Genomic DNA, 26449 nt, shown 5'->3' with positions numbered 1-26449 from the left:
TGGCGGATTCGGGACGTGATCACTTTCCCCCCGGCCGGGTTGGCCGGGGGCAGCGGCATGGCCTTGCTGCCCCAGCCACCGTCATGACGGCCGAGGCCGACTGCCTGCGGCATGAAGGCGAGGCGCTCCAGCGCGGCCCACGCACATGCCCCGCATGCCCGCCACGTCCCAAGGCGGCATCATGCAACCAGTGATGCAGGACATCAGGCTCTGCCCCGGCTGCGCAGAACACCCAAGGACATGATCCGCCCCATGCTCTGCCTCCGCTGGGCCGGTCGCCCAGCCAGGCAGCTGCCCGTGCACCAGGGATGGAGGTTCGCCGGGCCAGGAAGACTGGAGTGAGCGAGCCCCCTACACAGCGCCGTGCCGGGGTCGGTTGAGGATGCGGGGTGGGGGAGAACTCCTGTGAACGATCAGGACCGGGTTGGCGGGCAGATGCTGGCCGGTCTGCTGGCCTCGAGCCAGCTGATACCCCTGGAGTGGTTGCCGGCCAAAACGGTCGAGCATGCGGCGTCCGCAGGTTTCACGCAGGCGTTGATCTATCTGGCGGACCTGCAGCGCGAGACGCTGCATCTGCTGACCGGGCAGGGACTGGACGCAGCAGGTGAGCCCGGCGGTGAGGAAGCCGGGATCAACATCGAGGGCACGCTGCCGGGCCGGGCCTACCAGTACGGGCAGATACTGCACGGTGGCCGCTCGGATCCCGAAGATCAGCAGTGGTGGGTGCCGTTGCTCAACGGCACCGAGCGCCTGGGCGTACTGCGACTCACGACGCAGGCGGACGACGCGCGCACGCGCGAGAACATGGAACTGCTGGCCTCCCTGCTCGCACTGATCATCGTGAGCAAACGGCAGAGCAGCGATTCCTACGCCCGGCTGATGCGCACCGAACCGCTGAACATCGCCGCCGAGATGCAATGGCACCTGATGCCGCCTCCCACCTACGCCGACAGCCGCGTGGCGATCTCCGCCGCGATGGAGCCTGCGCACCACGTGAGCGGCGACGCCTATGACTACGCCACCGCCGCCTCGGTGGTGCCCATCTCGATCTTCGACGCGATGGGCCACGGCACCGCTACCGGCCTGACCGCGGCTCTGGCCATGGGGACCTGCCGCAACACACGCCGCCAGGGCGGGAGCCTGCTCGACATCGGCGAAGCGGTCGAGATCGCGCTGATCAAGCAATACGACAGGACGCGATACGTCACCGGCATCCTCGCCGATCTGGACACCGGCACCGGAGTCCTGACGCGGGTCAACCGAGGCCACCTGCCGCCGGTACTCATCCGTGACGGCCGCTCCAGCAGCCAACTGAAATGCAAACCCGCACACCCGATGGGCACGGCACTGGGGCTGGAAGCCACCATGTGCCGTGAACGGCTGGAACCCGGTGACCGCATCGTGTTCTACACCGACGGCATCACCGAAGGCCGCGGCAGCGGCGATACCGAACTCGGTGTGGAACGCTTCACCGACTTCCTGATCCGCCACCACGCCGACGGACTGCCCGTCCCCGAAACCCTGCGCCGCCTCATCCACACCCTCCTCGACTACCACGACGGACAGCTCCAGGACGATGCCACCATCCTGATCTGCCAATGGCTCGGCCCCGCCGATGGCCCCGTGCCAGACGAGACGGACCGCACCTGAAGCCGCCCTTCCAATCCGTCCGCCGGCAGGTCCGTCGGTCGGCGGGACCTCAGTTGGAAGCAGTGGCCGATAGCTGACAACTGATCAGCAGGTAGCCCGGCAAGGCGCCCGACGTGTGGAGCACGATGTCGTCGAGCTCCACCGGAATCACACCAGCAACTGTCCAGCTCATCCCGGCGGAGGGGAACGAGGTTCACCGCTTCCGTGTCCGCAGAACATTGTCCCCGTAGGTGACGGTCTTGGCGGCCTCTCCGCGCCAAGTCCCCAGGTGAGCGCGGGGTGCGTGGCAATCCAGCAGGCCGGCCCCGTCAAGTCGCCTGCATGTCTGCGGGTTGGCGATCACCGTCCAGGGGCATCAGGACTGGGCAGGACCGGCCGCCCAAGATTTGGCGCGGTCCCGGAGCGGCCAGGCCACGGGCATGCCGGGTGTCCTAGGAGGGGAAGTGATCCGCCATGCGTACGCATCGGCGTACCCATCGGCGTTCCGTACGAGTGGAGTATCTGCTGCCCGATGAGGCCACCTCGGCCGGACTGGCGCGGAGGCTGACCTCAGCGTTTCTCGCCCGGCCTCGCCACCGGATGGCGCCGGTGCATGCCGAGCAGATCGACGACGCGACGCTCATCGTGTCCGAACTGGTCGCCAACGCCACCCGGCACGGCCACGGTGGCTGCCGCCTGCGCCTGTGGGTGGCCGATGGGCAGGTGACCGTCGAGGTCTCCGACGACAGTCCGGCACGGCCCCGTCTACGGCCACCCGTGGCCGACGCCGAGAGCGGGCGGGGCCTGGCCATGGTGCGGTGCCTGGCCGAGCGCTTCGACGTCACTCCGGTCACCGGGGGCGGCAAGCGGGTACGCGCGGTCCTGGCCGTCTGACGCTGCACCCAAGTCCGGTCGACCGCCGAGGGCAGCGCCGGGCTCCTGGAAGACGAAGCAACCGTCAACCTATTGGGTGGCAGGAGCGGCAGGTGGGGCTCATGCCCCGCCCCCGCCTACGAGCCGACCCCCGGCGATCAGGCGCAGGTCCTCGGCAAGGTCGTCGGCGTGCTCCGCCTGCTCCAGAACTGCGCGGCCTTCACGACAGGCCGCCAGGACGTCGTACCGTCCGGCTGCTCAGTGCGCGGTGAGTCCGCCGTCGACCACAAGCTCCGAACCGGTGACGAACGAGGAGTCGTCGCAGGCGAGGAAGAGGATCGCGGGTGCCACCTCGTCGGCGCGGCCGGCTCGGCGCATGGGGGTGCGTCGGATGTCCGGCTGCTGGTCGCCCTGGTCGTCCAGGAGTTCCTGAATCATCGGCGTGGCGATCACCCCGGGATGTACCGAGTTGATCCGCACTCCCTGCCGGGCGTACTCGACCGCAGCGGTCTTGCTCAACAGGCGCACCGCCCCCTTGGACGCTTGGTAAGCCGCGGCCGCGCCGCTTCCCACCAGGCCGAGCACCGACGACGTATTGATCACCGACGCGTTGCCGCTCGCCCGCAGGAGAGGCATCGCCGCCTTCATGCCGAGCCATGTGCCCTTCTGGTTCACGTCGATGACGCGGTCCCAAGCCTCCTCCCGCGTTTCCTCGATACCCGGCCAGTCCACGATGCCGGCGAGGTTCACGAGCACGTCCAGCGTTCCGAACCGGTCCCGTACGACGCTGATCACTTCGTCCCACCCCCGCGCGGAGGAGACATCGAGGCGGGCCGCGAGGACCTCCACGCCGTGGGCCTCGATCCGGTGGGTCAAGTCCCGCAGGGGACCTTCGGTGACGTCAGTGATCACTATCCGGGCGCCTTCGCGGGCGAAGAGGTCGGCGGTTGCTGTGCCGAGGCCGCCGGTCGCGCCGGTGATCAGCGCGACCTTGCCGTCAAGTCGTTGTCCTCGCATGGAAATGTTCCTTTGATTCTCGCTGATGCCGAGTGCTGTGTCGGGCTTCTCTTTGCCGCCGATGCCGATGCCGATGCCGCTGCTCGCTGCGGTGACCAGGAGGACGTTGGCGCGGCCTCCGTTACGGCGACTTCTGCTCCCGGTAGAACACGAGGTGCTCGTGGTAGAGCACTCCGTCCCGGATGTCGCCCGTCGCGGTGAACCCGGTGTCGTCGATGTAGTCCAGGTGGCTGCCGGTCACCGTGTACCGGCCCGTGTACGCGCTGCGCCGCTCGCCGCGGGCTTCGTCGTAGCGGCCGTCCGGCAGCAGCTCCTGGCGGATGTGACCGTCCGCGGTCACCCACATCCCGACCACGTCGACGTGGTCGCTCTCAGTGGTCCCTGCCATGGCGGACTCCTCTCCTCGGTTGGTGCGGTCCTTCCCGTTCCACCGAGTCTGAGCAGGTCGGCGGCCATCAACCAGGACGTGTGCTGCCTGGGTGTGGCACACCCAGGCAGCACACCGGACCGCCGCCTAGCCTGAACTCATGGACGACAACCACCTGGGAGACTTCCTGCGCTCACGCCGTGCCGGCCTGCGGCCGGAGGACGTCGGCATGGCGAGCTACGGGGCCCGCAGAGTCGCCGGACTGCGCCGCGAGGAGGTCGCCGTCCTGGCCGGAGTGAACGCCGACTACTACACCCGCCTGGAACAAGGGCGCGAGCGCAACCCCTCACCCCAGGTACTCGAAGCGCTCAGCCGCGCGCTGCGCCTCGACGCGGATACCCGCGCGCACCTGTACCGGCTGGCCGGGGCCACACCGAGCGACCGGCCTGCCGTTCACGCCGCCGAGCGGGTCAGTCCCGCGCTGCGCCAGTTGATGGACGGCTACCCGAACACACCGGCGTTCGTCATGAGCCGGACCCTGGACCTCCTCGCCGCCAACGCCCTGGCCGAAGCCCTCTACGTCCCGTTCGAGCCGGCGGACAACCTGGCCCGCATGACCTTCCTCGACCCCGCGGGCCGGCACTTCCACTCGGACTGGAACCGGGCGGCCCAGGCCACCGTCGCCAATCTGCGCCAGGCGGCCGGCTTCGAGCCGGACAACCCACGGCTGCGCGAACTCGTCCGCACCCTCACCGAGCACAGCACGGACTTCACCCGCCTCTGGAACGCCCACACCGTGCGCGGCAAGACCCAGGACGCGAAGCAATTCCTCCACCCGGACGTCGGCCCCCTCACGCTCACCTACCAGGCCTTCGACGTACGCGACGCCCCCGGCCAGCAACTCGTCATCTACCACGCCGAACCAGGCAGCCCCAGCGCCCAGGCCCTCAATCTCCTCGGCTCCATCCATGCCACCCGGCGCCAGGCCGAACCCTGGCCCCATCCCTACTGAGTTCTTCTGAGGTGCTAGGTGCTGGGTGCTGTTTGGGGTGGTTCGGATCCAGGTGGAGTCAAGCGTTTCCGTTTGGTTGGTTTGACCACCTGTCAGCGTGCGCGGGTGGAAGATCTGGGACCCGTGGCTTGGCCGCCTGAGCCGATAAGGACCGAGAGGCTCGTGCTCCGAGAGCCCGAGACCCGGGACCGTGCGGCGTTCATTGAGCTGCTCGCCTCGCTGGAGGTGCACACCTACCTCGGCGGCCCTCGGCCGCGTGACGAGCTTGAGCGCGAGATGTCCGGGGCGCCCGAGCGGTGGCCCGGGAGCTTCGTCGTTGATCTCGACGGGTCGATGATCGGCCAGATCCTGCTCAGGAGAGCAACGGAGCACCGTCGCCCGGCTGCCGTGGGGAAGGCCGATCTCGGCTACCTGTTCCTGCCGCGGGCGTGGGGATTCGGGTACGCCGCCGAGGCGTGCGCGGCGGCACTCTGCTGGCTCGCCGGCGCGCTTCCCGGCGAGCCGGTGGTGCTTGCCACCCAGACCGCCAACGTCGGCTCGATGCGTCTCGCGGCGGAGCTGGGGTTCACCGAGGTAGAGCGGTTCGAGGCATGGGGCGCCGAGCAGTGGCTCGGCATGTGGTCCCCGGTCACGCCGTCCAGTTGAGTCTGTGACGGAACCCGCCCGGGAGTACCCGCCCAGGCGTGTCGGCGGATCATGCTGCGATCGGCACGGTGAAGCAGGCCATCTGAGTACGATCACGGGATGTTTGAGTACCACGGTTGGATCACGGTCAGGGAGACCGCAGCTGATGACGACGATGAGTCCCGTCTGCGGCAGATCGTCGATGAGCTTCGGCTTCGCATCGCCCAGATGGACAGCCCGTACCTGCTTGACCTCAGGTGGATGAACGGCGAGCCGTTCATCCACCTCGGCGGCTACTCCAATCGCCGCTCCTCGCCGGATGTTGTCGAACTGTTCGAGCATGTGGCTGTCGTTGCCCCTGGTTCCTACGGGCTCCTCCACGTTCGTGATGACGAAGAACCGGACCACGAAAACGAGGTGCGCGTGCTCAGGCTCGTTCGGGGCGTGGTCACGCAGCACACGGAGGCGCTGCTGTCTCCGTGCATCCCGACGGTGGAAGATGCCTTCACCGACTGAGGCGTCTCCGGCGAATCACGCTCGGAGCCAGAGGCTGATCGCGGCCGCCGTGACGGTGCCGTGGAAGACGTAGGCCCGCTTGTCGGGGCGGGTCGCGACGGCGCGAAAGCTCTTCCGGCGGTTGATCGTCCGCTCGACCTCGTTGCGGCGCTTGTACTGCTCCTTGTCGAAGCCGGCGGGGCGTCCGCCACGCACCGTCGAACGTTCTCCTAGTGGGCATTGCGCTCAGCGGCGGCGTGCCACCAGCCGGGCGGGGATGCGCTAGTGATCTCGGCGGTGGGTTGGTCGGGATGTAGCCCGAGTCGTCGGAGCGCATCTGGGTGGACGCGGACGTCGAACCAGCCGTGCCAGTGGCCGTCCGGACCGATGCCGCAGGACAAGTCCCAACGGATTTCGTCCGGACCAAACGGCATCCAGTCGATGCCGCGGTCGCGCAGTCAAGCGCGTGCGGCCGCCATCGGGTGGAGGCGGCCGAGGTTTTCGTATGCCGCGATGGTGATCAAGTCGGTGCTCGGCGTGTCCATAGCGACCATGATGCTGGGCGATCGTGCAGGTGTCAGCCATTCGTTGAGGAAGGTGGCCTCGTAGCGGACAGCGAGCTTGTCAGGGCGAGTGGCCACCGTTCGGTACCGCTTGAGCCAGGATCGGGGTCACGCCGCCGCCGGTGACCAACTTGATCGGCAGGCTCGGGAACGGTCGTGGGCATCTCCTGGATGCCGGACACAGCACTGACGCCGGCAGGTGATTGAGCGTCAAAGTCAGTTGTCAGTGCCTCCCCATAGAGTGGAGACATCACTCGGGGAGCCTTGGAGGGGGAGCAGAAACATGTCCGCACACAAGATCCAGCACAAGGTGAATCACGTCGCGCTGGTAGTGGACTGTTCGGGTTCAATGCGTCCGCACCAGAGTCAACTCATTCGCGTTGTGGACGAGTTCGTGGCGGGGTTGAAGGCCGAATCGGACAGCCTCGGCCACGAAACCCGGATCAGCCTCTACTCCTTCGACCACAGGGTGGAGAACCTGGTTTGGGACATGGACGTGAAGCATCTGCCGTCCATGCGGGGGCTGTACCAGGTCAACAATGGTGCTACGGCCCTCATTGAGGCTTCTCTGAAGTCCCTGGACGACCTGGGCCATATCTGGGAGGAATACGGCGAGCACAGTTTCCTCCAGATCGTGGTGACGGACGGCGAGGAGAACGCCTCCGGCGGCGATCGGCGGCACGACGGCGACATGGCCATCCTTGGCCCCTGGCTCGACAGGATCACGGCGAAGATGAGCGGGCTTCCGGGCCACTGGACCTCCGCGATCCTCGTTCCGAACTCCCTGGCCAAGCGGACCGCCCAGAACTACGGTTTCCCGGCCGGAAACATCGCCATCTGGGATGCGGATTCCCACAAGGGCGTCGAGGAGGCGATCGGCACCGTGCGCGCTGCCGCCACCAGCTTCCTCCGCGGACGAGAGCAGGGGGTGCGCGGCACGAAGAACCTGTTCGCCGTCGGTCAGGACATATCGGTTGACGAGGTGCGGGCGAAGCTCGAACCGATTCCGGCCGACAAGTACCGGCTCCTGAAAGTTGACAAGGAGGTCGAGATTCGCGCCTTCGTCGATTCACATCCGGGCGTGACGTACGAACGGGGTTCGTGTTACTACCAGCTGGGCGTCCGGGCTCAGGTTCAGCAGAACAAGGAAGTCATCGTGGTCGAGAAGGACACCGATCGCGCCTATACGGGCGACGCGGCGCGCAGCCTTTTGTTCGGTACGGGTGTCCAGGGGACCGTCTCCGTGAAAGCGGGGAACAACCCCAAGTTGGAGGTGTACGTACAAAGTCGTTCGGTGAACAGGAAGCTCAAGCCGAAGACGCGTCTGCTCATCATGCTCTGAAATCAAAGAGCGAGACGAGCCGGGGGGAGCGATCGGGAGCAGTCTGCTCCCATCGCTCGATACCTCCGTGAGCAACAGATGTCCCCCCGTGCGGTCACCGGCGGCACGGGGTGGCGGGAAGGCCGGGGATTGTTCACAGACACTGACTGGGACACCTGATGCGCCTCCGTTGCTCTGTGCGGACGGGCCGGTGAGGGCGACCGATGGACCTGAAGCTGGTTGGCGAGCACCAGCGCTGCCTCGCCCGGCCGCTGGCCGCGGATCTCCGCCGCCCTTGGGAAACCCGACCCGCCCAGCCTCGGCAGCCCACTCGGCTCGAAGCACCGACACCCAGGCACCCACCACGACGTGGGTAAAACCGGCACGCGACCCGAGACCATCGCCGGATTTGACCAAGTCGGACCGGGAGCACGAGCTCAGACCTCGCCTACGAAGCAGGTAGTTCCAGGCGGGGCCCGTGGAAGCGTTCGCGCAGGAGCCGGTCGTGCGTCACCACGACCAGCGTGCCGGTGTAGTGGGCCAGGGCTGCCTCGATCTCTTCCACCAAGGCGGGGGCCAAGTGGTTCGTCGGCTCGTCGAGCAGGAGCAGATCGAGTGGGCCGGCCGTCACGAGCCGGGCCAGTTCGAGCTTGCGGCGCTGCCCGACCGACAGATTCCGTACGGAAACAGCGAGGTCGGCGGCCTGGAACAGGCCGAGCGCAAGGAGTGCGTCGGCGTGCTCGTCGGGCTGCCCCGCCCTGTCGGCCGCGAATGCCGCGAGCAGTGTTCGGGCATCGAAGGCGTCGTCGGGCGCGCTCTGCTGACGTAGGAATCCAACCCGGCGCGGTCGGTGCACGATGCCGGCGTCAGGCGTCAGTTCCCCTGCCAGCAGTTGGAGAAGGGTGCTTTTGCCGACACCGTTGGGGCCAGTGACGAGGAGTCGGTCACCGGGGGCGAGTTGCAGGGACGCAACATACAACCGCCCTTTGACCAGGACGCCTTCCAGGTGTGCTGCCGTTGGTGTTTCCCCGGCGGTCGGCGTGCCTTCGACGCGGCCTGTGAACCGCAGTGGCTGCGGAGGTGGCGGCACGGGGTGCTCCGTGAGCCGTTGCAACCGCTCGCGTGCGTTCCGGATGCGGCTTTGTGCGCCGTGTGCCCGCGAGCGTGCTCGAAAAGCGCCGGCGCCGCTGAACGCCCATGGCCCCTTGCGGGGGATCTCGGCCAGCCGCCCGATACCGGAGTCGGCGAGGTGTTCCTGCCGGGCGACCTCATTGCGCCATTGCTCGTGATCCCACGCCCACCGGGCCCGGGCCGCCGCCTTGGCGGCCAGAAAGCCGGCGTATCCATTGCCGTAGCGCCGTACGGTGCGCTGATCGTGGTCCACTTCCAGGATGGTGTCGGTGACGCGTTCCAGGAACGCCCGATCGTGCGTGGCCACGATGACCGTGCCCCGATGACGGCGCAGATGTCCTTCGAGCCAGGCCACGGCCTCGTCGTCCAGATCGTTGGTCGGCTCGTCGAGCAGTAGCAGTTCGGGGGCCAAGGCAAGGGTCGCGGCGAGCGCGAGCCGGGAGCGCTGCCCTCCGGAGAGGGTGCTCAGCACACGCTTCCGGTCCAGGGGCGCGTGCTCGCCGAGCCGGCGCAGGCTCACCTCGACCCGGCGATCCGCTCCGTGCCCGCCCCGAGCGTCGAACTCGGCCACCAGTGCGGCGTAGCGCTCGAACTCAGCGGGGCCGGCCGTGCCCAGTGTGGCCTCGGCGACACGAATACGGTGCTCCAGGGCGCGCAGTTCGCCCAGTACGTGATCGATGGCATCGCCCACGCGCGCCGAACCGGGCAGATCGAGAGTCTGGCTGAGGTGGCCGATCCCGCCTGGTGCCATGACGGTCAGGCTGCCGTTGTCGACAGGCTCCTGTCCTGCCAGCAGCCGTAGGAGCGTGGACTTCCCAGAGCCGTTGTCCCCGACGATCCCGACCTTTTCGCCCGGCCGGACTGTGAGAGACACGCGGTCCAGCACCATTCGGTCGCCGTAGCGCTTGGTCACTTCGGCGAGAGCGATCTGAGACGTCGTGAGAGGAAGAGCGGTGACGGTGGTGTCGACGGAAGCACAGTGCAAGGGCAGTCCTTTGCTGGGTGAACTGGGTTGTGCGGCGAGCAGAAGGCGCATGAGCTGCTGGCCGACGAGCAATAAGTTAGACGAGACGGTTCGTCTCGTCAAGGGGTGGAGGCGGCCCGCGAACAGCTCACCGCACTCGCCCACGAACTGAACAATCCGCGCTGCACCGCCACACAGCGCGCGGCCCTGCTGCGGACCCGGAAGCCTTGAGCATCCCTCGCACACGGCGATCCGCCAGACGAATCCGGGCGCATCCCAGGCCTGGTTGATCGGATGAGGCGTTCAGTCGATGCGGATGATGCCCCGGCCCAGTGCGGCGGTGACGGCGCCGGTGCGGTCGGCGACGCCGAGCTTGGCGTAGATGTGCAGCAGATGGGTTTTCACCGTTGCCTCGGACAGGCGCAGGGCGCGGGCGATCTGCTTGTTGCTCTGTCCACGGGCCAGGGCGGACAGGACTTCGAGTTCCCTGCCGGACAGGCCGGCGCCCCGGTCGCCGCGCATGTGGGCGAGGACTTTGGCGGCCACCGTGGGGGACAGTGCGGCTCCTCCCCGGGCGGCGGTGCGCACGGCCTCGCACAACTCGTGTCGTCCGGTGTCCTTGAGCAGGTAGCCGACCGCGCCGGCGTCGATGGCTGCGGTGATGTCGGCGTCCGTGTCGTAGGTGGTCAGGACGAGGACCTGGACCCGGGGATGGGCGGCGCGGATGGCGGCGGTCGCGGCGGTGCCGTCCATGCCGGGCATCTGCAGGTCCATCAGGACCACGTCGGGTGCGAGTGAGGTGGTCTGGTGCACTGCCTCGGTACCGCTGGCTGCTTCGCCGACGACCGTGAGGTCGGGCTGGGTGGCGAGTATGGCGGCAAGCCCCTCGCGGACGATGAGGTGGTCATCTGCGAGGAGGATGCGGATCTTGGGACCGGTCGGAGTGCTCATGGTGCCGGTGCCAACCGCTCGGTACCGGCGACGGGTGAGGCTTCGGCGGCCGCAGGGCCGGCCGGGACGGAGGCCGAGGGCTCGGTCGGGAGCGGCACCGTGACGGCGACGGTCGTACCCTCGCCCGCGCCGCTTTCCACCGCGAACGTGCCGTCCAGAGCGGCGATGCGCTCGCGCATAGTGGTCAGACCGATGCCGGCATGCCGGGCAGCGGGTGCGAAACCGGTGCCGTCGTCCTGGATGTCGATGGCCAGGAGGCCTCCGAGGTAGGACAGCGTGACCGACACGCTCACCGCGTGGGCGTGGCGCCGGGCATTGGTGAGTGCCTCCTGCACGACACGCAGCAACTCGCCCTCGCTGCTGGGAGGCAGGGCCATCGGCTTGCCGGTCACGACTGTGTAAGCCTCGATGCCGGTCTCCTCCGTCAGTCGGGTGGTCAGTTCGCGGACCGCTTCCGCCAGGTGCGTGCGGTCCAGCGACGCCGGGCGAAGGGCCTGCACGAGGCGGCGGCTCTCGGCCAGGTTGTCCCGGGCCGTCCGCATGGCCTGCTCGACGCGTCGGGCCGCGCGGGAGTCGGGTGGCAGGTCGTCGCGTGCGGCGTCCAGCAGCATGGAGATGGACGCGAAGCCCTGGGTCAGGGTGTCGTGGACCTCTCGGGCCAGGCGCTGACGTTCGGCCAGGGTGCCCGCCTGACGTTCCGCCGCCGCTCGTTCCGCCTGGGTGGCGGTGAGCTCGTCCAGGAGCCGCTGGCGCTTGTGGCTCTCGTGGTCGAGGGTGGCGACGTAACAGACGATGGTGACCGCGACCGCGGTCGCGAGCACGCAGCCCGTGAGCGTCCGCGCGCCGACGGAGCCGTCCGTGCTGAATCGCTGCCACGACCAGGCGCCGCCCAGCACCAGCACCCCGCCGGCCGACCACCAGGCCCTTCGCAGCCAGTACGGGGTCAACACGGCCAGGGCGACCGGGAGTAGCGCGGGGTCCACCGCGGCCATGATCACCCACCCTGCCAGCGCCCCGACGAGGTAGGGCAGTGGCGGTCGATCGGCGCCGCCCCGCAGCACGATCCAGTACGCGTACCAGGCGGCGATTCCCACCGCCAAGCCGATCCCCAGCAGTGCCGTGCCGGTCGTCAAGTCGGTCCCGGCGAGGGCACCCAGTACGGACAGGGTGAGCACGACAGCGAAGAAGGCGTGCTGTCCGACGGCCTTCCAGCGTTCCTTCTCCCACACCTGCCCCAGTGCCATGGCCCTCAGCTTAGGCGCAGCCAGGTGGCCGCAGGATCAGCCGACGGGTGCGGACGGAGTCCACCGATCGGTGGGTGACTGATGCGTCGATCGGTCGATGCGCCAGGCCGGTGCGGGCGGCGACGATCGGTCCCGCCCCCGGGCGGCCGCAGCCCCCACCGCACCCTGTTAAGGAACCACCAGTGTCCCTGGCCTTCATTCCCAGCCCGTCCATCGGCGAGATCCACCTGGGCCCGCTCCCGCTGCGCGGCTACTCGCTGATGCTGATCCTCGGGATCGCCGCGGCGGTATGGGTGGGCGGTCGTCGCTGGGCCGCCCGCGGTGGTGAGCGGACCGTCGTGACGGATGTCGCCCTGTGGGCCGTTCCCTTCGGGGTGGCCGGCGCCCGTCTCTACCACGTGGTCACGTCCAGCGAGCCGTACTTCGGTAAGGACGGCGATCCCCTCGAAGCCCTTTTCATCTGGGACGGGGGCATCGGCATCTGGGGCGCCATCGCCGGCGGTGCGCTCGGAGCCTGGATCGGCTGCCGCCGCAGCGGCGTCCCCCTGCTCGCGTTCGCCGACGCCGTCGCCCCCGGCATCGCCCTGGGGCAGGCCATCGGCCGCTGGGGCAACTGGTTCAACCAGGAACTCTACGGGCGGGCCACCACCCTCCCCTGGGCGTTGGAGATCGATCCCTCGCACCGGCCCGAGGCCACCCCCGGACTGGCCACCTACCACCCCACCTTCCTGTACGAGTCGCTGTGGTGTCTCGCCGTGGTCGCCCTCATCCTGTGGGCGGATCGCCGCTTCCGCCTCGACCGGGGCCGCACGTTCGCGCTGTACGCCGCCGCCTACTGCGTCGGCCGCTTCTGGATCGAGTACCTGCGGGTCGACGAGGCCCACCACATCCTCGGCCTGCGCCTGAACGACTGGACCGCCCTGCTGGTCTTCGCGGCCGCCGTCGCCTACCTCATCGCTGCGAGACGGCGGGCGGCCGACAGCCGTGGCGATGCCGACGCCGACCGTCTCCTTGAGCGCGCGGACGCGACCAGCAGTCCCACGAGCTGACCATGTCCCCTCTCGAGAACTGGAGTTGCTGTGCCCCCTCTCTCCGAAACGCGCTCTTCGCAACGGGGCCCGCTGGTGGTGGCAGGAGGCGTTTTCATCGCCTTCCTGTTGTCCTCCCTGGCGAACGCCCTGATCGCTGTACTGGCGCTCTTGATGGGCGCGCCGGACGACTTCGACCCGCTGGAGCCTCCGGCGTACGTCTTCCTGACCGCCCTGGGGGTGCTGGCGGGAGCCGTGGGCTGGGGCATCGTCCGCAGGGCTTCCCCGAATCCCGAACGCCTGCTCCGGCGACTCGTCCCCTCGGTCGTCGTCATCTCCTTCGTTCCGGACTTCTTCCAGTTCGGCGAGGGCGGGGCGACCGGTGTGGCGGCGCTGCTCATCATGCACGTCGCGGTCGCGGTGATCGCGGTGCGGGCGTACCGCAGGGTCATGCCACTGGGGTGAAGCCCCCGATTCTCTCTGCGCGAAGTGCACTTCGCGCAGAGTCGGAGGGGGGGTGGGGGAGTTCGACCGCCCGCAGGTAGCGCCGGCTTGGACGATCTGGTCTGCCCAAGCCCCATTAAGGTCGCTTCTGGATAATCCGCCTCGGATCGATCTGCTCTACGCTGGCAGGTATGACCGCCATGACGCCCGCGCGCACCGAACCGGACCTGTCGTTCCTCCTTGACCGCACCAGTCACGTCCTGCGGAGCAAGATGTCCGCCGCCCTCGCCGAGATCGGCCTGACCGCCCGCATGCACTGTGTGCTCGTCCATGCCCTGGAGGAGGAGCGCACCCAGATCCAGCTCGCCGAGATCGGCGACATGGACAAGACCACGATGGTGGTGACGGTGGATGCCCTGGAGAAGGCGGGTCTGGCCGAGCGTCGCCCCTCCAGTACGGACCGGCGGGCCCGGATCATCGCCGTCACCGACGAGGGTGCCCGCGTCGCCGGGCAGAGTCAGGAGATCGTCGACCGCGTGCATCGCGACGCCCTGGCTCCGCTTCCCGAGGGGGACAGGGAGGTCCTCCTGCGGGCCTTGAATCGTCTGGTCGACGACGGTCTGGCGACCCCTGTCGAGACCCCGCGCGCCGCCCGCCGGGCGCGCCAGTCGAGGTAGCTGGGGGAGCGGGTCAAAAGTAAGTCCGAAAGTAAGTCCGAAAGAAATAGTCTGCAACGAAACCATCTGTTACGGTCTCTCCTGTCGCCCCGACTGACAGGAGAGACCGCATGTTTGCCGCATCCGACTCCGCGCCGTCACCCGCATCTCCCGCCGCTCCGCGCTCACGCCGGCTCGCCCTCGGCGTCATCGCCACCGCGATGCTGATGATCATCCTCGACGGCTCCATCGTGACCGTGGCGATGCCGGCCATCCAGAACGACCTGGGGTTCACCCCCGCCGGCCTCAGCTGGGTCGTCAACGCCTACCTCATCGCGTTCGGCAGCCTGCTCCTGCTGGCCGGCCGACTCGGCGACCTGATCGGTCGCAGGCGCATGTTCCTGGCCGGCACCGCCGTCTTCACCGCCGCCTCGCTGCTGGCGGGCGTGGCCACCTCGCCGGCCGTACTGATCGCCGCCCGCTTTCTCCAGGGCATCGGCAGCGCGATGGCCTCCGCCGTCAGCCTGGGCATCCTCGTGACACTGTTCACCGAGCCCAGGGAGCGCGCCAAGGCCATCGCCGTCTTCAGCTTCACCGGCGCAGCGGGTGCGTCGATCGGTCAGGTCCTCGGCGGCGTACTCACCGACGCGCTCAACTGGCACTGGATCTTCTTCATCAACCTGCCGATCGGCATCGCCGCCCTCGCGGTCGCCGTGCGCGTCCTGCCCCGTGACGTCGGTCTGGGCCTCAGGGCGGGCGCGGACGTCGTCGGCGCGGTGCTGGTCACCGCAGGTCTGATGCTCGGCATCTACACCGTCGTCAAGGTCGAGGAGTACGGCTGGACCTCGGGCCGCACCCTCGGCTTCGGTGCCCTCGCGGCCGTACTGCTCGCCGCGTTCCTCGTCCGTCAGGCCACCGCGAAGAACCCGCTGATGCCGCTGCGGATCCTCCGCTCGCGCAGCGTCTCGGCCGCCAACCTGGTCCAGATCCTGATGGTCGCCGCGCTCTTCTCCTTCCAGATCCTCGTCGCCCTGTACCTCCAGAAGGTCCTCGGATACGGCGCCGCCGAGACCGGCCTCGCGATGCTCCCGGCAGCCGCCGTCATCGGTGCCGTCTCCCTGGGAGTCTCCGCCCGTCTCAACGCCCGCTTCGGTGAGCGCAACGTCCTGCTGGCGGGCATCGTGCTCCTCATCGGCGTCCTCGCCCTCCTCGCCCGCGTCCCCGTGCAGGCCAGTTACGCCGTCGACCTCCTCCCGGTCATGCTGCTCGCCGCGGGCTTCGGCCTCGCGCTGCCGGCGCTGACCACACTCGGTATGTCCGGCGCGAACGAGGAGGACGCCGGTCTCGCCTCCGGCCTGTTCAACACCACCCAGCAGATCGGCATGGCGCTGGGCGTCGCGGTCCTGTCCACCCTGGCCGCCTCCCGCACCGAGAGCCTCGCGGCGGAGGGCCGGACAGCGGCCGAGGCACTGACCGGCGGCTACCGGCTCGCCTTCGCGGTGGGCGCGGGGCTCCTGGTCATCGCCTTTGCCGTCGCCTTCACGATGCTGCGCCGCCCCGCGCGGCAGACCGCCCAGGAGCCGCCCGCCGACACACCGGCTCCCGCCCCCGCCGCAGTCGTCTGACCCGCCCTGTCACCCACCCACGCCACGACCACCGAAAGGCTGATCCCCATGAGCGAGAACACCGCCACCGAGACCACCACCCGGACCACCAAGAACGACGGCCCGGCCCCCCGCGTGCTCACCGACCAGGAACTCTCGGAGCTGCTGCGGCAGCAGCAGTTCGGCGTACTCGCGAGCGTCAGGAGCACCGGCCACCCGCACCTGTCGACCGTCCTGTACGACTGGAACGCCGAGGAGCGCATACTGCGCACCTCCTCCACCGCCGACCGCCTCAAGGTCCGCCAGCTGCGCCGCAACCCGCACACGTCACTGCATGTCAGCGGCCCGGACGTCTGGTCGTTCGCCGTGGCGGAGGGCGAGGCGGAGATAGTGGACCCCGCCGACGGGGCGGCCCCCGGCGAGCAGCCGCTGCCCGACCGGCGTGTGGTGATCCTGATCCGGGTCTCCCGCCTGTACGGGACCGCCCTCGACATCCCCGCCCAGGACTGAGGACTCGGCGCGTGCGCCGGATCGCGGAGGATCGATGTAGCGCAGGGCGGAGGGGCCCTCCCGCCCGAAGTAGCCTTCGCCGACGCACCGGCGCCGAGAGCGAATCGGTCCTGCACTGCCGAGGGCGAGTGAGGGAAGGTGCCGGCCCGCTCCGGTGCTGCGACAGGGTACGGGCCGGCAGTGTGGCCGGCGCCGGTCAGAGGGTGAGGAGCACCTTGGTGGCGCGCCGCTCGTCCATGGCCTGGTAACCCTCGGCGGCCTCGTCCAGCGGCAGGGTGAGGTCGAAGACCTTGCCGGGGTCGATCTCGCGGTCCCAGATGAGCTGGATCAGGTCGGGCAGGAACCGGCGGACCGGGGCGGGGCCGCCCTCCACGTGGATGCCGGCGAAGAACAGCTCGATGCCCTGGATCGTGACGTCGTAGTTGACGCCGACGAAGCCGAGGTGGCCGCCGGGGCGGGTGGAGTTGATCGCCTGCATGGTCGACTCCTGGGTGCCGACGGCCTCGACCACCGAGTGCGCGCCGAGCCCGCCGGTGAGTTCCTTGATCCTCGCAACGCCCTCGTCTCCGCGCTCCTCGACGATGTCGGTCGCGCCGTAGAACCGGGCCAGCTCCTGCCGCTCGGGGTGACGGGACATCGCGATGATCCGCTCCGCGCCCAGCTGCTGGGCAGCGAGGACGGCCATCAGGCCGACCGCGCCGTCGCCGACGACGGCCACCGTCTTTCCGGGGCCGGCCTCGGCCGCGACGGCGCCGTACCAGCCGGTGCCGAGCACGTCGGAGGCGGCCAGCAGCGAGGGGATCAGCTCCGGGTCCGGCTGCCCCGGCGTGGCCACCAGGGTGCCGTCCGCGTGCGGGATACGCGCCTTCTCGGCCTGGGTGCCGACCGTCTGCGCCACGAATTCACGGTGTACGCAGCCGGACTGGTAGCCCGAGCGGCAGATCTCGCAGGTGTTGTCGGAGATCACGAACGACCCGACGACGAAGTCGCCGACCTTGACGTTCTTCACGTCGGAGCCGACTTCCTCGACCACGCCCGCGTACTCATGTCCCATGGCCGTGTGATCGGCGGGTTCGACCCCGCGGTACGGCCACAGGTCGGAGCCGCAGATGCAGGTCGCGGTCAGCCGGACGACGGCGTCGGTGGGCTCGATGATCTTCGGGTCGTCACGGTCCTCGACCCGGACGTCGCCGGCCTTGTACATGACTACGCCACGCATACCTGGATCTCCTTGCTGTTCTTGCTTCACTTGCTGTGCGTGTACCGGCGCCAGCGGTCCCGAATCATTTCCTCGGGCTCGTTCGGCCGTTTTGCGTGCGACTGAGAGTTCCTGACCTCGCGGCGAGCAAAGATCACCCCGGAGCGGGCCGGCCTGCCGGCCGGCACCAGGCGCCGCGTTACCGGTTTGCGCCGCAGCGAGGTTGCCGCGCTGGCCGACGTCAGCGTCGAGTACTGCGCCAAGCTGGAGCGCGGCAATCTCGCCGGCGTCTCACGGGCCGTGCTCGAGGCGATCGCTCGCGCTCTCCAACTGGATGACGCCGAACGGGCTCACCCGCTCCACCCGGCCCAGACTCAGGAGGGATTCGACACCCTCGCCCGTCCTCGACGGCCCTCCGGCAGGCCTTCTTCACCGACTTGTACACCGGCCACGTGCAACCGCCGAACCTGGCCCGCTACCCGTTCCTGATCCCGCGGCCCGCCGCTTCTACCCGGACTGGTACGCGCGGGTCGTGCATGACCTCGTCGGTGAGCTGTCCACCCGATGTGGCGCCTTCCGCACCCACAGGGGCGCCCACAACGTGACCCATCACGGCACTCCCAACAATCCGTGCATCTGCTCGCCTCCTGAGCCGCCACTCAGCAAGCCGCCACCGCTCCCTCTCTTCGGTCTCCGACCGCTCCGGTTCGCCGCGGCCAGCGCGGCACCAGAAATGGATAGGTCAATCCGATTGCTAGACTCGCTGGTATGAACCCTGGCGCCCAGTCCCCCGACGGTCCTGCCGCGCAGCCTCTCCGCAGTGACGCCGAGCGCAACCGGGAGCGGATCATCGCCGCCGCACGCACGGTGTTCGGGCGCGACGGCCTCAGCGCCTCCATGGCGTCCGTGGCCCGCGAGGCGGGCGTGGGCATTGCCACCATGTTCCGCCGCTTCCCCACGAAGGAGGAACTGGTCGACGCCGTCTTCTCCGACCGCATGGGTGCCTACGCCGACGCGGTCACCGTCGCCCTGGACGATCCCGACCCCTGGCACGGTTTCGTCGGCTACATCGAGGCCGCCTGCGCGATGCAGGCCGCCGACAGCGGCTTCGCCGACGTCCTGACCATGTCCTTCCCCACCGCCAAGGTCCTGGAGCAACGCCGTAACGAGGCGTACCAGGCCATGCTGCGCCTCATCGACCGCGCCAAGGCCGCCGGCCGCCTGCGCGAGGACTTCGACCCCTCGGACCTGGTACTGATCCATATGGCCAACGCGGGCGTCGTCAACGCCACCGGCGACGCCGCCCCGGATGCCTGGCGACGCGTTGTCGCCCTGATCATCCAGTCCCTTGAGGCCCCGGCGCGCGGCCCCCTGCCCGCCTCGCCCGGGCACGAACCCCTTTACAAGGCCATGCTCCGCGCCGGCCAGGGCACCGCCACACCGCCGCCGGGCAAGAGCAGTTGACCTCAGGGCCGGATCGCCGTGCCGGGGTGCGGCACAGCAGAACCGTATCGACGAAGAGTGCCGAGCCCGAGGCGTGAGAGCTGGTAGCGCGGGTCAAGGACATGTGCTGGGTGCGGTTCTTGATCAGGGCGTGGCCGAGCATGTCGCGGTCGCCGTCAACTCCGAGACGCGCTGTGCGAACACGTGTCATGGGCGGAATCCGGGCCGTTGCGGGATCGCATTCAGCCCCTGGTGATACGGGCGTTCACCCGTCGCATCCAGTCCCGGTCGGTGTGCCACATGGGGTGGTGGGGGGCTGCGTTGGAGGTCAGGACGACACCGTGGAAGCCCGCCGCGAGGCAGCGGTCGACGACGAACTCCGCGATGTCCTTGCCGACGGCGTCCTCCTCGAAGCGCGTCAGGAGAGGGGTGTAACCCACGACGCCTTCGCCGAGGACGGCGGGGATGCCGCGGCGATGCGCGAAGTCGGCGACGGAGTCGACCCACTGGGCCAGTGTCTCCCGCATGGCGTCCCGGTGGGTCGAATAGTTCTCGTAGAGCCACAGGTCCCAGCGATCGGGGTCCACCCAGTCGTGCGCATAGAACAGTTCGCGGGGGATTCCGGTGGCGAGCAGCCGCCACGCTTCGTCCGGCTGGTAGTCGGCGAATGCGGGAGCATCGGGGCGCAGCATCCCAGCCAGTTGGGGAGTGGGCCACGTGGCCGTCGCGGGTGCCGCTTCGGTGCCGTGGCCGAGTCCCACCGCCTCGTACAGCGCGCCGAGCACGCCGTAGACGTAGAAGTGGAAGTGAGCGATCTGGGCCTGGTCCGGCAGGTCGTCGAGCTCGTTCGGCCAGGGCTCCCCCAGGGAGTAGGTGACGGGGACGCCGGGGTGGCGTGCTCGCAGCAGCTTTACGGAGCGTTCGAGGGGTCCGCGCAGCCGGGCGTAGTGGGTGGTGCCGTCGGCCGGTACCAGTGAGCAGTTGTCGACCTCGTTGTGCACTTCGACGTAGGCGACGCGGTCGGCCAGCCCGCGCCCGGTGAGGAAGTCCAGCAGCCCCGCGAGTGCTTCGGCCACCGCCTCGGCGCGGTCCGGGCCGGGAACCGCGGCCAGGGCGCGGTGCCAGGTGTCGGTGTCGGCGAAGCTGGGGGACTGCTGGTACTCCCACGAGGACACGATCACCTTGCAGTCGTGCCGGGCAGCCGCCTCGAACAGTTCGACGAGCCGTCGGCGACCGTCCAGCGGATAGCCGCCGCGCACGTTGTACCAGCGCGTGCGCTGTCCGAACTGCTCGCCCAGGCCCCGTACATGGAGGGACTCCGGGGCTTGGACACGTCCGGAGAACAGCAGGAACGGCATGGCGCAGATGCGCACGGTGTTGAAGCCCCGGTCGACCGCCTCGGCGAAGGCGCGGTCGAGGTCGGCGAAGGGCTCGCCGGGTCCTGCCTGCGTGTACCAGCTGAAGTCCCACAGGGTGATGGCGAGTCGGCCCGTGGATTCGCGCGTGGTGGCTTGCTGCGGTGCGGTCATTAGGTCACCCGTTGTTCGTGTGCGGTGGGTCGCCGTCGGCGGCTCGACGGCACCCACGCTAGCTCAATTCATTATTTATGAATAATCCTTGACGAGGGTGACGGGGTTGTCCAGGCTGTTGGGGCGAACGAAGACGTGCGTGCCTCGAGGAGTCGCCTGCCATGACCGAATCCATCCATCTGTCCCGGCGTACCGTCGTCACGGCATTCGGCGCCGCCGGCGTCGTCGCCCTGCCCGCCTGGCCGGAGACGGCGCGAGCTGCGGACGGTACGGTCACGGCCGCCGCGGACGCCCCGGTGCTCGACACCCACCGGGCCACCGAGCCCTCCGGCACCCACGTGCGAGATGTCGGCGGCACCGACGTCGTCTTCCAGTACGGTGCCGTGCTCCCCGCCTTCGACGGCTGGCGCACCCGTGAACCCACCCGCGAGTACCTGTCCCTGGACAGGAGATGGCGCTTCCGCTTCGACCCCGGAAACCAGGGCCTCGACGAAGGCTGGCAGTCCCCGCGCCTCGACGACAAGGCGTGGGACCTCATCGACGTGCCGTCGGCCTGGGACCTGCTGGACACGCCCGGATTCGGCTCGGAGACCGCCCCCTTCGGCCAGGGCACCGCGTTCACCGACGGCTACGCCTGGTATCGCACCACCGTCGACATCCCCGGATCCTGGCGTGCCCGGCACGTGCGCATCGCCTTTTTGGCCGCCGGCTACAGCGCCGAGGTCTGGCTCGACGGCGTGCATCTCGGCAAGCACGAGGGGGCCAACTCGCCCTTCGCGCTTGCGGTGGCGGGGGCGCTGCGGCCGGGCACGCGCCAGACGCTCGCCGTGCGGGTCTTCCGTCGGGCGAGCTACACCGACTACACGGCCTCGACTCCGCAGCCGGTCACCGACGACCACGAGATCCCGTACAAGCCCGTCGACTACTGGCCCTACGCCGGCCTGACCCGGTCCGCCTGGATCGAGGCGGTCCCGCAGGTCACCATCGCCAAACTGCTCGTGGCCGCCGCCAACGGACGCCTCGAAGCACGCGCCGTCGTCGAGAACCACGGTGCCTCCGACTTCGACGGCCGGCTCACCCTGGATCCCGGCCGGCGGAGCGGTGGCCGGCCCACCGTGGTCGCGGCCCGGATCGCGGCCCGATCGGCAGGTGTCGTACGCGTTTCGGTCCGCGTGCCCGACGCCCCACGATGGAGCCCGGCCTCGCCCCACACGCTCACCGCCCGCGCCACCCTGACCGCCAGGAAGCCCTCAGGGTCGCGGGTGGACACCTTGTCCACCGTGTACGGGGTGCGGGAACTGTCCGTCGGTGACGCGCAGTTGAGGTTGAACAACAAGCCTCTGTTCCTCAAGGGCCTCAACTGGCACGAGGAGACGGCCGCGCACGGCAGGGCGATGACGCCCGCCGAGTACGACCGGGAACTTGGCCACTTCACGGCGCTGGGCGCCAACTTCCTCCGCAACTGCGTCTACAACCGGCACCCGTACGTCTACGACTGGGCGGACGAGCACGGCGTGCTGGTGATGGACGACATCGACACCATGTGGCTCAACACCGCCCAGGAGAAGCTCCAGACCGAGCGCTACGGCCTCGCCCGCGCCCAGGCCCTGACCATGGCGTGGAACCAGCACAACCACCCCTCGGTGATCCTCTGGGGGCTCCAGAACGAGTCGGAGATCGACGCCGAAGGCGCCCCGGTCTACCGGGCCTGGCTCGCCGACCTGAAGGCGGCCGTGAAGGCGGTCGACCTCACCGCTCGCCCCGTGACCTGGGCCTCCAACACCAGCAACGACCCCGCCTTCGATCTCGCCGACGTGATCGGGTTCAACGAGTACTTCGGCTACTTCTACGGCAAGGACTCCGACCTAGGCCCCACCCTGGACGCCGTGCACGCGAAGTATCCCGACAAGCCGATCCTCATCACCGAGAACGGCACCTGGTCCCTGGCGGGCGAGCACGGCCCCAGCACCACGCAGGGTACGGAGGAATGGCAGGCGGCAAGCTTCACCGCCCACTGGGCACAAGTGGCCGCGCGCAGCGAGTTCGTCGCCGGTTTCACGTACTGGGTCCTCAAGGACTACAAGCAGCGGGCCGGGTACAACCAGACCTACAACGGCATCTCCGTCATGGGCCTGCTCACCTTCGCAGAGGAGCGGCCCAAGCTCGTCTACGACGCGTTCCGGAAGGCTGTCCGTCCCGAGGGCAGGTGACTTTCAGAAGCGGCCGACGAGGCGGCGCCAGGGGTCGGGGTCGGCGAGTACCTCCTCTACGGCGCCGTCACGGCCGTCGGTGCGGTACTGCCCGCCCGCCATGCGCAAGGGCGGCCGCCGGGGCGCTGCTGTTCACCACCGGCGGGCTCCGTGCAGATGGTCGGCAACGTCAACGCCGCCGCGGCGGCACAGCGCATCTGCGTGATCAACCTGCACCCTCCCTACGTCCGCACCCGAGCAGACCGCTTCCCTGTACTGGGAGTTGTACGAACGCAGCCACCGCTCCGAGGCCGTCTGCAACGGCTGACCGGTGGCCTGCTGTCAGGGGGAGGGGCGAACAGACCCTCCCCCTCTCTCAGCCCTTGACGCTGCCCTGGGTCAGGCCGGAACGCCAGAAGCGCTGCAGGACGAGCATCGCGGCGGCCAGCGGGAGGATCGAGAGGAACGCTCCGCCGATCGTGAGCTGGTAGAGCTCGGGATTGCGGTCGGCCGCCGACTGCCAGGTCGTCAGGCCCAGGGTGATGGGGTACTTCCGGTCGTCGGAGAGCATGACCAGCGGTAGGAAGTAGTTGTTCCAGATGCCGACGAACTGGAAGAGGAAGACGGTCACCAGCGCGGGCGTCATCGTGCGCAGGACGAGGGTGCCGAAGATCCGCCACTCGCCGGCGCCGTCGACCCGTGCCGCCTCCAGCATCTCGACGGGCACCGCCGCCTCGGCGTAGATGCGGCACAGATACACCCCGAACGGACTGACCATGCTGGGGATCAGCACGGCCCAGTAGGTGTTGGCGAGGTCCACCTTGCTGAACAGCAGGTACAGGGGGAGCGCGAGTGCGGTGCTGGGCAGCAGCACACCGGCCAGCACCACTTTGAAGACCGTCTCCCGGCCGCGGAAGCGGTACACGGCGAGGGCGTACCCGGCGGCGCACGCGAGCAGGGTGGCCAACGCGCCGCCGACACCCGCGTACAGCAGGCTGTTCCACGTCCAGTTCCAGAACACGCCGTCGTCGTAGGAGAAGACCTGCGACAGGTTGTGCAGCCACTGCGGGTCGGAGAACCACAGTCCGAAGGTGCCGAAGAGGTCGGCGCCGCTCTTGGTGGAGGCCACCAGCAGCCAGTAGACGGGCAGCAGGAAGTACAGGGCCGCCACGGTCAGCAGTGCGACGAGCAGGATCCGCGAGGGCTTCACGCTGCGGCGCGGTCTGCTGTCATGGGGTCCTCCGGCGGTCCCGGGAGCCTGGGCGGAGGCGGCCGTCGGCTTCTTGGCGTGGGATGTGGACACGCTCACCGTGCATCACTTCCGTTCCTGCGGTTCACCAGGCTGAGGAAGCCGAAGGACAGCACGCTCGCGACGAGGGCGAGGATCACCGACTCGGCCGCGGCGAGGTAGATGTTGTTGTTGGCGAACGCCTCGTTGTAGGCGCTCAGGTTCGGTGTGTACGAACTGGTGACCGTCGAGGTGAGCGGCTTGATGACCAGTGGCTCGGCGAACAGCTGCAGTGTGCCGATGATGGAGAAGACACCGGTGAGCACGAGGGCGGGCCGGATCAGTGGCAGCTTGATGCGGATCGCCGTCTGCCACGCACTGGCCCCGTCGATGCGCGCGGCCTCGTAGAGATCCTGCGGGATCGCCTTGAGCTGGGCGACGATCACCAGCATGTTGTAGCCGGCGAACTCCCAGATCACGATGTTGGCGATGGACCACAGCACGGTGTCGTAGCCGAGGAAGTCGGGTGCGAGGCCGACCCTGTCGAGCAGGTCGACGATCGGGCTCACGCCCGGTACGTACAGGAAGCCCCACAGGATCGAGGCGATGACGCCCGGGACGCCGTACGGCAGGAAGTAGGCGGCACGCAGGATGCCCGCCCAGCGCTGGGAGAGTGTGTCGAGGGCCATGGCCAGCGCGGTGGCCAGCAGCAGCATCACGGGGATCTGCACGATGCCGAAGAGCAGCACCCGCGCGAAGCTCTCCAGGAAGGCCGACTGCTGAAGGGCGAGGGAGTAGTTGTCCAGCCCGGCGAAGCCGACGGTGGCCGGACCCAGGCCCAGCGAACCGGAGCGGACCGGCTTGAGCATGCTCTGGTAGACGGCGTAGCCGAGCGGAAGGACGAAGGTGAACAGGAAGAGGGCGACGAAGGGGAGGACGAACCCCCAGGCCGCCCGGTCCGGGCGGGCGGACCGCCGGCCGCCCGGTGTCGGCTTCTGCGTCCGGCTCTCCGGCCGGTTCTTTGTCCGGCTGATCGCGGTGCTCATCACGCGCTCCTCGCCTTGAGGCCCTTGGCCAGCAGGTTGTCCACGGCGCTCTTCTGGGCGTCGGCCAGCGACGAGGCGAGCGTGCCGTCTCCGGCTGTGGCGGCGCCGAAGGAGTCTCCGAGCCGGAAGAAGTCGGCGTCCGTGGTGGGCGACCACTTCCAGGAGGTGTCGATGGCCCGGTCGGACGCGGTGAACACGTCGTTGTACCGCTGGCCGCCGAAGAACGGGTCGGGCTTGTCGAGCGCCGACCCGCGGAAGATTCCGGTGGCGGCGGGCCAGCCGTAGCCGACCGAGATGTTCAGGTCGACGGCCTTGGGGTCGGTGTTGAGCCAGTGCGCGAACCGCAGAGCCTCACGTGGGTGGCGCGTGCCCTGGAGGATGGCGGTGGACGATCCACCCCAGTTGGCGGAGGCGTTCTCTCCCCGCGCCCACTGCGGCAGGGGAGCGACCCGCCACTTCCCCTTGGTGCCGGGTGCGTTGCTGCGCAGCATGGCATCGCCCCACTGCGGCCCGACCCAGGCGGAGATCTGCCCGGTCTGGACCTGCCGGAACCAGGCGCTGGACATGTCGGGCCCGACGAACACGAGGTCGTCGCGGACCAACCGCTCCCAGAAGTCGGCCACCTCACGTGAAAGGTCGCTGTCCATGTCGACGACCCAGTCGTCGCCTTCGGTCCGTATCCACCGCGCACCACGCTGCCAGCACATCGCGGCGAACCAGCTGGGCTGGTTGGGCGCGAAGGTGCACAGTCGGGCGCCGCCGCCGCGGGCCTTGACCACGCGGGCGGCCTGTTCGAACTCGGCCCAGGTGGCGGGTGTTTCGATGCCCCACTTCTCGAAGAGGTCCTTGCGGTAGAAGAGGCCCATCGGGCCCGACGCCTGCGGGATGGTACGGACCCGCCCGTCGAAGACGCCCTGGTTCCACTGCCACGGCACATAGCTGTCGCGCAGCTCGTCCCCGCCGTACGCGCTCAGGTCCGTCAGGCCGTTGACCAGCATGAAGCCGGGAAGCTCGTGGTACTCGACCTGCGCCAGGTCCGGGGGGTTCCCGGCCGTCAGCGAGGCGTGCATCTTCTGGTAGCCGCCCTGCACGTTCTGGGGGATGGTCTGCATCTCGACGTGGATGTCGGGGTGCGTCCGGTTCCACAGGTCGACGGTCTTCTGCATCGGCACCCAGGTCCAGAAGACGAGTGTGACCTTCTGGCCGGGGCGTGTGGGTTGCTGCCGGGTCGTGCGGGCGGCTCCGACGGTCTCGCCGCAGGCGGTGAGGGCCGGGAGTGCGGCCAGTGACCCGGCCGCTCCGGCACCCCAGCGCAGCACGGACCTCCGCGAGGGTGGTGAGGTGTTCATGTCCCTTGTGTTCCTTTGTCTACGGCTCGATCGA

The 26449-nt window shown here is 68.9% G+C and carries 25 protein-coding genes and 2 pseudogenes; 14 read left to right on the top strand and 13 right to left on the bottom strand.

Annotated elements, in window-relative coordinates:
• The first annotated feature begins 405 nt into the window (after window positions 1–405).
• Both OG252_RS03245 and OG252_RS03240 read left to right on the top strand, forming a co-directional pair.
• Window positions 406–1650, top strand: coding sequence for a PP2C family protein-serine/threonine phosphatase (locus OG252_RS03245; protein ID WP_329333542.1), 1245 nt, complete (start codon window positions 406–408; stop codon window positions 1648–1650).
• A 453-nt stretch (window positions 1651–2103) separates the two neighbouring features.
• Entirely contained in the window at window positions 2104–2523 is a 420-nt protein-coding gene (locus OG252_RS03240; protein WP_329333540.1) for an ATP-binding protein, read from the top strand.
• Between the two features lie 237 nt (window positions 2524–2760).
• Here OG252_RS03240 and OG252_RS03235 read toward each other — a convergent pair whose 3' ends face one another.
• Complete coding sequence (locus OG252_RS03235) at window positions 2761–3519, bottom strand: SDR family NAD(P)-dependent oxidoreductase (protein WP_329333538.1); 759 nt, start codon at window positions 3517–3519, stop codon at window positions 2761–2763.
• A gap of 121 nt (window positions 3520–3640) precedes the next feature.
• On the bottom strand, window positions 3641–3907 hold the full coding sequence (locus OG252_RS03230) for an Atu4866 domain-containing protein (RefSeq protein WP_329333536.1): 267 nt from the start codon (window positions 3905–3907) through the stop codon (window positions 3641–3643).
• Window positions 3908–4046: 139 nt separating this feature from the next.
• Here OG252_RS03230 and OG252_RS03225 point away from each other — a divergent pair, with 139 nt between their 5' ends.
• From OG252_RS03225 to OG252_RS03215, 3 genes are all read left to right on the top strand, one after another.
• Window positions 4047–4898 carry a helix-turn-helix domain-containing protein gene (locus OG252_RS03225; RefSeq protein WP_329333534.1) on the top strand — a complete coding sequence of 284 codons (852 nt, stop codon included), beginning with the start codon at window positions 4047–4049 and terminating at the stop codon, window positions 4896–4898.
• Window positions 4899–5003: 105 nt separating this feature from the next.
• Window positions 5004–5543 carry a GNAT family N-acetyltransferase gene (locus tag OG252_RS03220; protein WP_329333532.1) on the top strand — a complete coding sequence of 180 codons (540 nt, stop codon included), beginning with the start codon at window positions 5004–5006 and terminating at the stop codon, window positions 5541–5543.
• 99 nt (window positions 5544–5642) lie between these two features.
• Window positions 5643–6038: an Imm7 family immunity protein gene (locus OG252_RS03215; protein WP_266452003.1), complete on the top strand. Its 396-nt coding sequence runs from the start codon at window positions 5643–5645 to the stop codon at window positions 6036–6038.
• 15 nt (window positions 6039–6053) lie between these two features.
• Here the strand turns inward: OG252_RS03215 and OG252_RS03210 are convergent.
• From OG252_RS03210 to OG252_RS03200, 3 genes and pseudogenes are all read right to left on the bottom strand, one after another.
• A pseudogene (locus OG252_RS03210) lies at window positions 6054–6227 on the bottom strand (IS5/IS1182 family transposase); the annotation flags it as partial.
• Window positions 6228–6247: 20 nt separating this feature from the next.
• Window positions 6248–6451 (bottom strand): hypothetical protein, encoded by a 204-nt coding sequence (locus OG252_RS03205; protein ID WP_266452004.1) that lies wholly within the window; start codon window positions 6449–6451, stop codon window positions 6248–6250.
• Between the two features lie 24 nt (window positions 6452–6475).
• Window positions 6476–6658, bottom strand: coding sequence for a hypothetical protein (locus OG252_RS03200; RefSeq protein WP_329333529.1), 183 nt, complete (start codon window positions 6656–6658; stop codon window positions 6476–6478).
• Window positions 6659–6863: 205 nt separating this feature from the next.
• Here OG252_RS03200 and OG252_RS03195 point away from each other — a divergent pair, with 205 nt between their 5' ends.
• Entirely contained in the window at window positions 6864–7922 is a 1059-nt protein-coding gene (locus OG252_RS03195; protein WP_329333527.1) for a vWA domain-containing protein, read from the top strand.
• Window positions 7923–8349: 427 nt separating this feature from the next.
• On the opposite strand, the gene abc-f is transcribed toward OG252_RS03195, so the two are convergent.
• The 3 genes from abc-f to OG252_RS03180 form a co-directional block, all read right to left on the bottom strand.
• Complete coding sequence (gene abc-f, locus OG252_RS03190) at window positions 8350–10089, bottom strand: ribosomal protection-like ABC-F family protein (RefSeq protein ID WP_354006265.1); 1740 nt, start codon at window positions 10087–10089, stop codon at window positions 8350–8352.
• A gap of 210 nt (window positions 10090–10299) precedes the next feature.
• Window positions 10300–10947, bottom strand: coding sequence for a response regulator (locus OG252_RS03185; RefSeq protein ID WP_266452006.1), 648 nt, complete (start codon window positions 10945–10947; stop codon window positions 10300–10302).
• Complete coding sequence (locus tag OG252_RS03180; protein WP_329333524.1) at window positions 10944–12191, bottom strand: sensor histidine kinase; 1248 nt, start codon at window positions 12189–12191, stop codon at window positions 10944–10946. Before OG252_RS03180 ends, OG252_RS03185 begins: the two co-directional genes overlap by 4 nt.
• A 182-nt stretch (window positions 12192–12373) precedes the next feature.
• Here OG252_RS03180 and lgt point away from each other — a divergent pair, with 182 nt between their 5' ends.
• The 5 genes from lgt to OG252_RS03155 all read left to right on the top strand — a co-directional run bounded on the left by lgt (window position 12374) and on the right by OG252_RS03155 (window position 16433).
• The gene (gene lgt, locus OG252_RS03175) at window positions 12374–13240 is read left to right on the top strand and encodes a prolipoprotein diacylglyceryl transferase (protein ID WP_329333521.1); all 867 of its coding nucleotides are present in this window, start codon (window positions 12374–12376) and stop codon (window positions 13238–13240) included.
• 78 nt (window positions 13241–13318) lie between these two features.
• Window positions 13319–13684, top strand: coding sequence for a DUF6069 family protein (locus OG252_RS03170; RefSeq protein WP_329333519.1), 366 nt, complete (start codon window positions 13319–13321; stop codon window positions 13682–13684).
• Between the two features lie 170 nt (window positions 13685–13854).
• Window positions 13855–14340 carry a MarR family winged helix-turn-helix transcriptional regulator gene (locus tag OG252_RS03165; RefSeq protein WP_329333517.1) on the top strand — a complete coding sequence of 162 codons (486 nt, stop codon included), beginning with the start codon at window positions 13855–13857 and terminating at the stop codon, window positions 14338–14340.
• A 110-nt stretch (window positions 14341–14450) separates the two neighbouring features.
• Window positions 14451–15944, top strand: a complete 1494-nt coding sequence (locus OG252_RS03160) for an MFS transporter (protein WP_329333515.1) — start codon at window positions 14451–14453, stop codon at window positions 15942–15944.
• A gap of 48 nt (window positions 15945–15992) precedes the next feature.
• Window positions 15993–16433, top strand: coding sequence for a pyridoxamine 5'-phosphate oxidase family protein (locus OG252_RS03155; RefSeq protein WP_329333514.1), 441 nt, complete (start codon window positions 15993–15995; stop codon window positions 16431–16433).
• A 196-nt stretch (window positions 16434–16629) separates the two neighbouring features.
• Here OG252_RS03155 and OG252_RS03150 read toward each other — a convergent pair whose 3' ends face one another.
• Window positions 16630–17652: a zinc-dependent alcohol dehydrogenase family protein gene (locus OG252_RS03150; protein WP_329333512.1), complete on the bottom strand. Its 1023-nt coding sequence runs from the start codon at window positions 17650–17652 to the stop codon at window positions 16630–16632.
• A 111-nt stretch (window positions 17653–17763) separates the two neighbouring features.
• Here OG252_RS03150 and OG252_RS03145 point away from each other — a divergent pair.
• Together OG252_RS03145 and OG252_RS03140 are read left to right on the top strand one after the other, a co-directional pair.
• A pseudogene (locus tag OG252_RS03145) lies at window positions 17764–18250 on the top strand (helix-turn-helix domain-containing protein); the annotation flags it as partial.
• Between the two features lie 149 nt (window positions 18251–18399).
• Window positions 18400–19095, top strand: a complete 696-nt coding sequence (locus tag OG252_RS03140) for a TetR/AcrR family transcriptional regulator (protein ID WP_266452014.1) — start codon at window positions 18400–18402, stop codon at window positions 19093–19095.
• 221 nt (window positions 19096–19316) lie between these two features.
• Here the strand turns inward: OG252_RS03140 and OG252_RS03135 are convergent, their stop codons facing one another.
• Window positions 19317–20603, bottom strand: a complete 1287-nt coding sequence (locus OG252_RS03135) for a cellulase-like family protein (RefSeq protein WP_329333509.1) — start codon at window positions 20601–20603, stop codon at window positions 19317–19319.
• Window positions 20604–20764: 161 nt separating this feature from the next.
• On the opposite strand from OG252_RS03135, the gene OG252_RS03130 reads away from it, so the two are divergent.
• Complete coding sequence (locus OG252_RS03130; RefSeq protein WP_329333508.1) at window positions 20765–22813, top strand: glycoside hydrolase family 2 protein; 2049 nt, start codon at window positions 20765–20767, stop codon at window positions 22811–22813.
• Window positions 22814–23168: 355 nt separating this feature from the next.
• On the opposite strand, the gene OG252_RS03125 is transcribed toward OG252_RS03130, so the two are convergent.
• Genes OG252_RS03125 through OG252_RS03115 form a run of 3 tightly spaced genes read right to left on the bottom strand, consistent with a single transcriptional unit; the run spans window position 23169 to window position 26415 of the window.
• Window positions 23169–24095: a carbohydrate ABC transporter permease gene (locus tag OG252_RS03125; protein WP_411152121.1), complete on the bottom strand. Its 927-nt coding sequence runs from the start codon at window positions 24093–24095 to the stop codon at window positions 23169–23171.
• A gap of 2 nt (window positions 24096–24097) precedes the next feature.
• Complete coding sequence (locus OG252_RS03120) at window positions 24098–25066, bottom strand: carbohydrate ABC transporter permease (protein ID WP_329333505.1); 969 nt, start codon at window positions 25064–25066, stop codon at window positions 24098–24100.
• On the bottom strand, window positions 25066–26415 hold the full coding sequence (locus tag OG252_RS03115; protein ID WP_329333503.1) for an ABC transporter substrate-binding protein: 1350 nt from the start codon (window positions 26413–26415) through the stop codon (window positions 25066–25068). Before OG252_RS03115 ends, OG252_RS03120 begins: the two co-directional genes overlap by 1 nt.
• Window positions 26416–26449: the final 34 nt, after the last annotated feature.

Origin of the sequence: Streptomyces sp. NBC_01352, from assembly GCF_036237295.1 — a bacterium.
Classification (GTDB): Bacteria; Actinomycetota; Actinomycetes; order Streptomycetales; family Streptomycetaceae; genus Streptomyces; species Streptomyces plumbiresistens.
This window is presented reverse-complemented; position numbering and strand designations above follow the sequence as displayed.

Excerpts from the sequence above, each read along its gene's own strand:
- OG252_RS03150 (WP_329333512.1), bottom strand. The coding sequence starts at position 17,652 with ATGCGTGGCGTAGTCATGTACAAGGCCGGCGACGTCCGGGTCGAGGAC.
- OG252_RS03205 (WP_266452004.1), bottom strand. The coding sequence starts at position 6,451 with ATGCCGTTTGGTCCGGACGAAATCCGTTGGGACTTGTCCTGCGGCATC.
- OG252_RS03230 (WP_329333536.1), bottom strand. The coding sequence starts at position 3,907 with ATGGCAGGGACCACTGAGAGCGACCACGTCGACGTGGTCGGGATGTGG.
- OG252_RS03135 (WP_329333509.1), bottom strand. The coding sequence starts at position 20,603 with ATGACCGCACCGCAGCAAGCCACCACGCGCGAATCCACGGGCCGACTC.
- OG252_RS03185 (WP_266452006.1), bottom strand. The coding sequence starts at position 10,947 with ATGAGCACTCCGACCGGTCCCAAGATCCGCATCCTCCTCGCAGATGAC.
- OG252_RS03180 (WP_329333524.1), bottom strand. The coding sequence starts at position 12,191 with ATGGCACTGGGGCAGGTGTGGGAGAAGGAACGCTGGAAGGCCGTCGGA.
- OG252_RS03120 (WP_329333505.1), bottom strand. The coding sequence starts at position 25,066 with ATGAGCACCGCGATCAGCCGGACAAAGAACCGGCCGGAGAGCCGGACG.
- OG252_RS03165 (WP_329333517.1), top strand. The coding sequence starts at position 13,855 with ATGACCGCCATGACGCCCGCGCGCACCGAACCGGACCTGTCGTTCCTC.
- OG252_RS03160 (WP_329333515.1), top strand. The coding sequence starts at position 14,451 with ATGTTTGCCGCATCCGACTCCGCGCCGTCACCCGCATCTCCCGCCGCT.
- OG252_RS03155 (WP_329333514.1), top strand. The coding sequence starts at position 15,993 with ATGAGCGAGAACACCGCCACCGAGACCACCACCCGGACCACCAAGAAC.
- OG252_RS03195 (WP_329333527.1), top strand. The coding sequence starts at position 6,864 with ATGTCCGCACACAAGATCCAGCACAAGGTGAATCACGTCGCGCTGGTA.
- OG252_RS03240 (WP_329333540.1), top strand. The coding sequence starts at position 2,104 with ATGCGTACGCATCGGCGTACCCATCGGCGTTCCGTACGAGTGGAGTAT.
- OG252_RS03115 (WP_329333503.1), bottom strand. The coding sequence starts at position 26,415 with ATGAACACCTCACCACCCTCGCGGAGGTCCGTGCTGCGCTGGGGTGCC.
- OG252_RS03225 (WP_329333534.1), top strand. The coding sequence starts at position 4,047 with ATGGACGACAACCACCTGGGAGACTTCCTGCGCTCACGCCGTGCCGGC.
- OG252_RS03215 (WP_266452003.1), top strand. The coding sequence starts at position 5,643 with ATGTTTGAGTACCACGGTTGGATCACGGTCAGGGAGACCGCAGCTGAT.
- OG252_RS03130 (WP_329333508.1), top strand. The coding sequence starts at position 20,765 with ATGACCGAATCCATCCATCTGTCCCGGCGTACCGTCGTCACGGCATTC.
- OG252_RS03235 (WP_329333538.1), bottom strand. The coding sequence starts at position 3,519 with ATGCGAGGACAACGACTTGACGGCAAGGTCGCGCTGATCACCGGCGCG.
- OG252_RS03140 (WP_266452014.1), top strand. The coding sequence starts at position 18,400 with ATGAACCCTGGCGCCCAGTCCCCCGACGGTCCTGCCGCGCAGCCTCTC.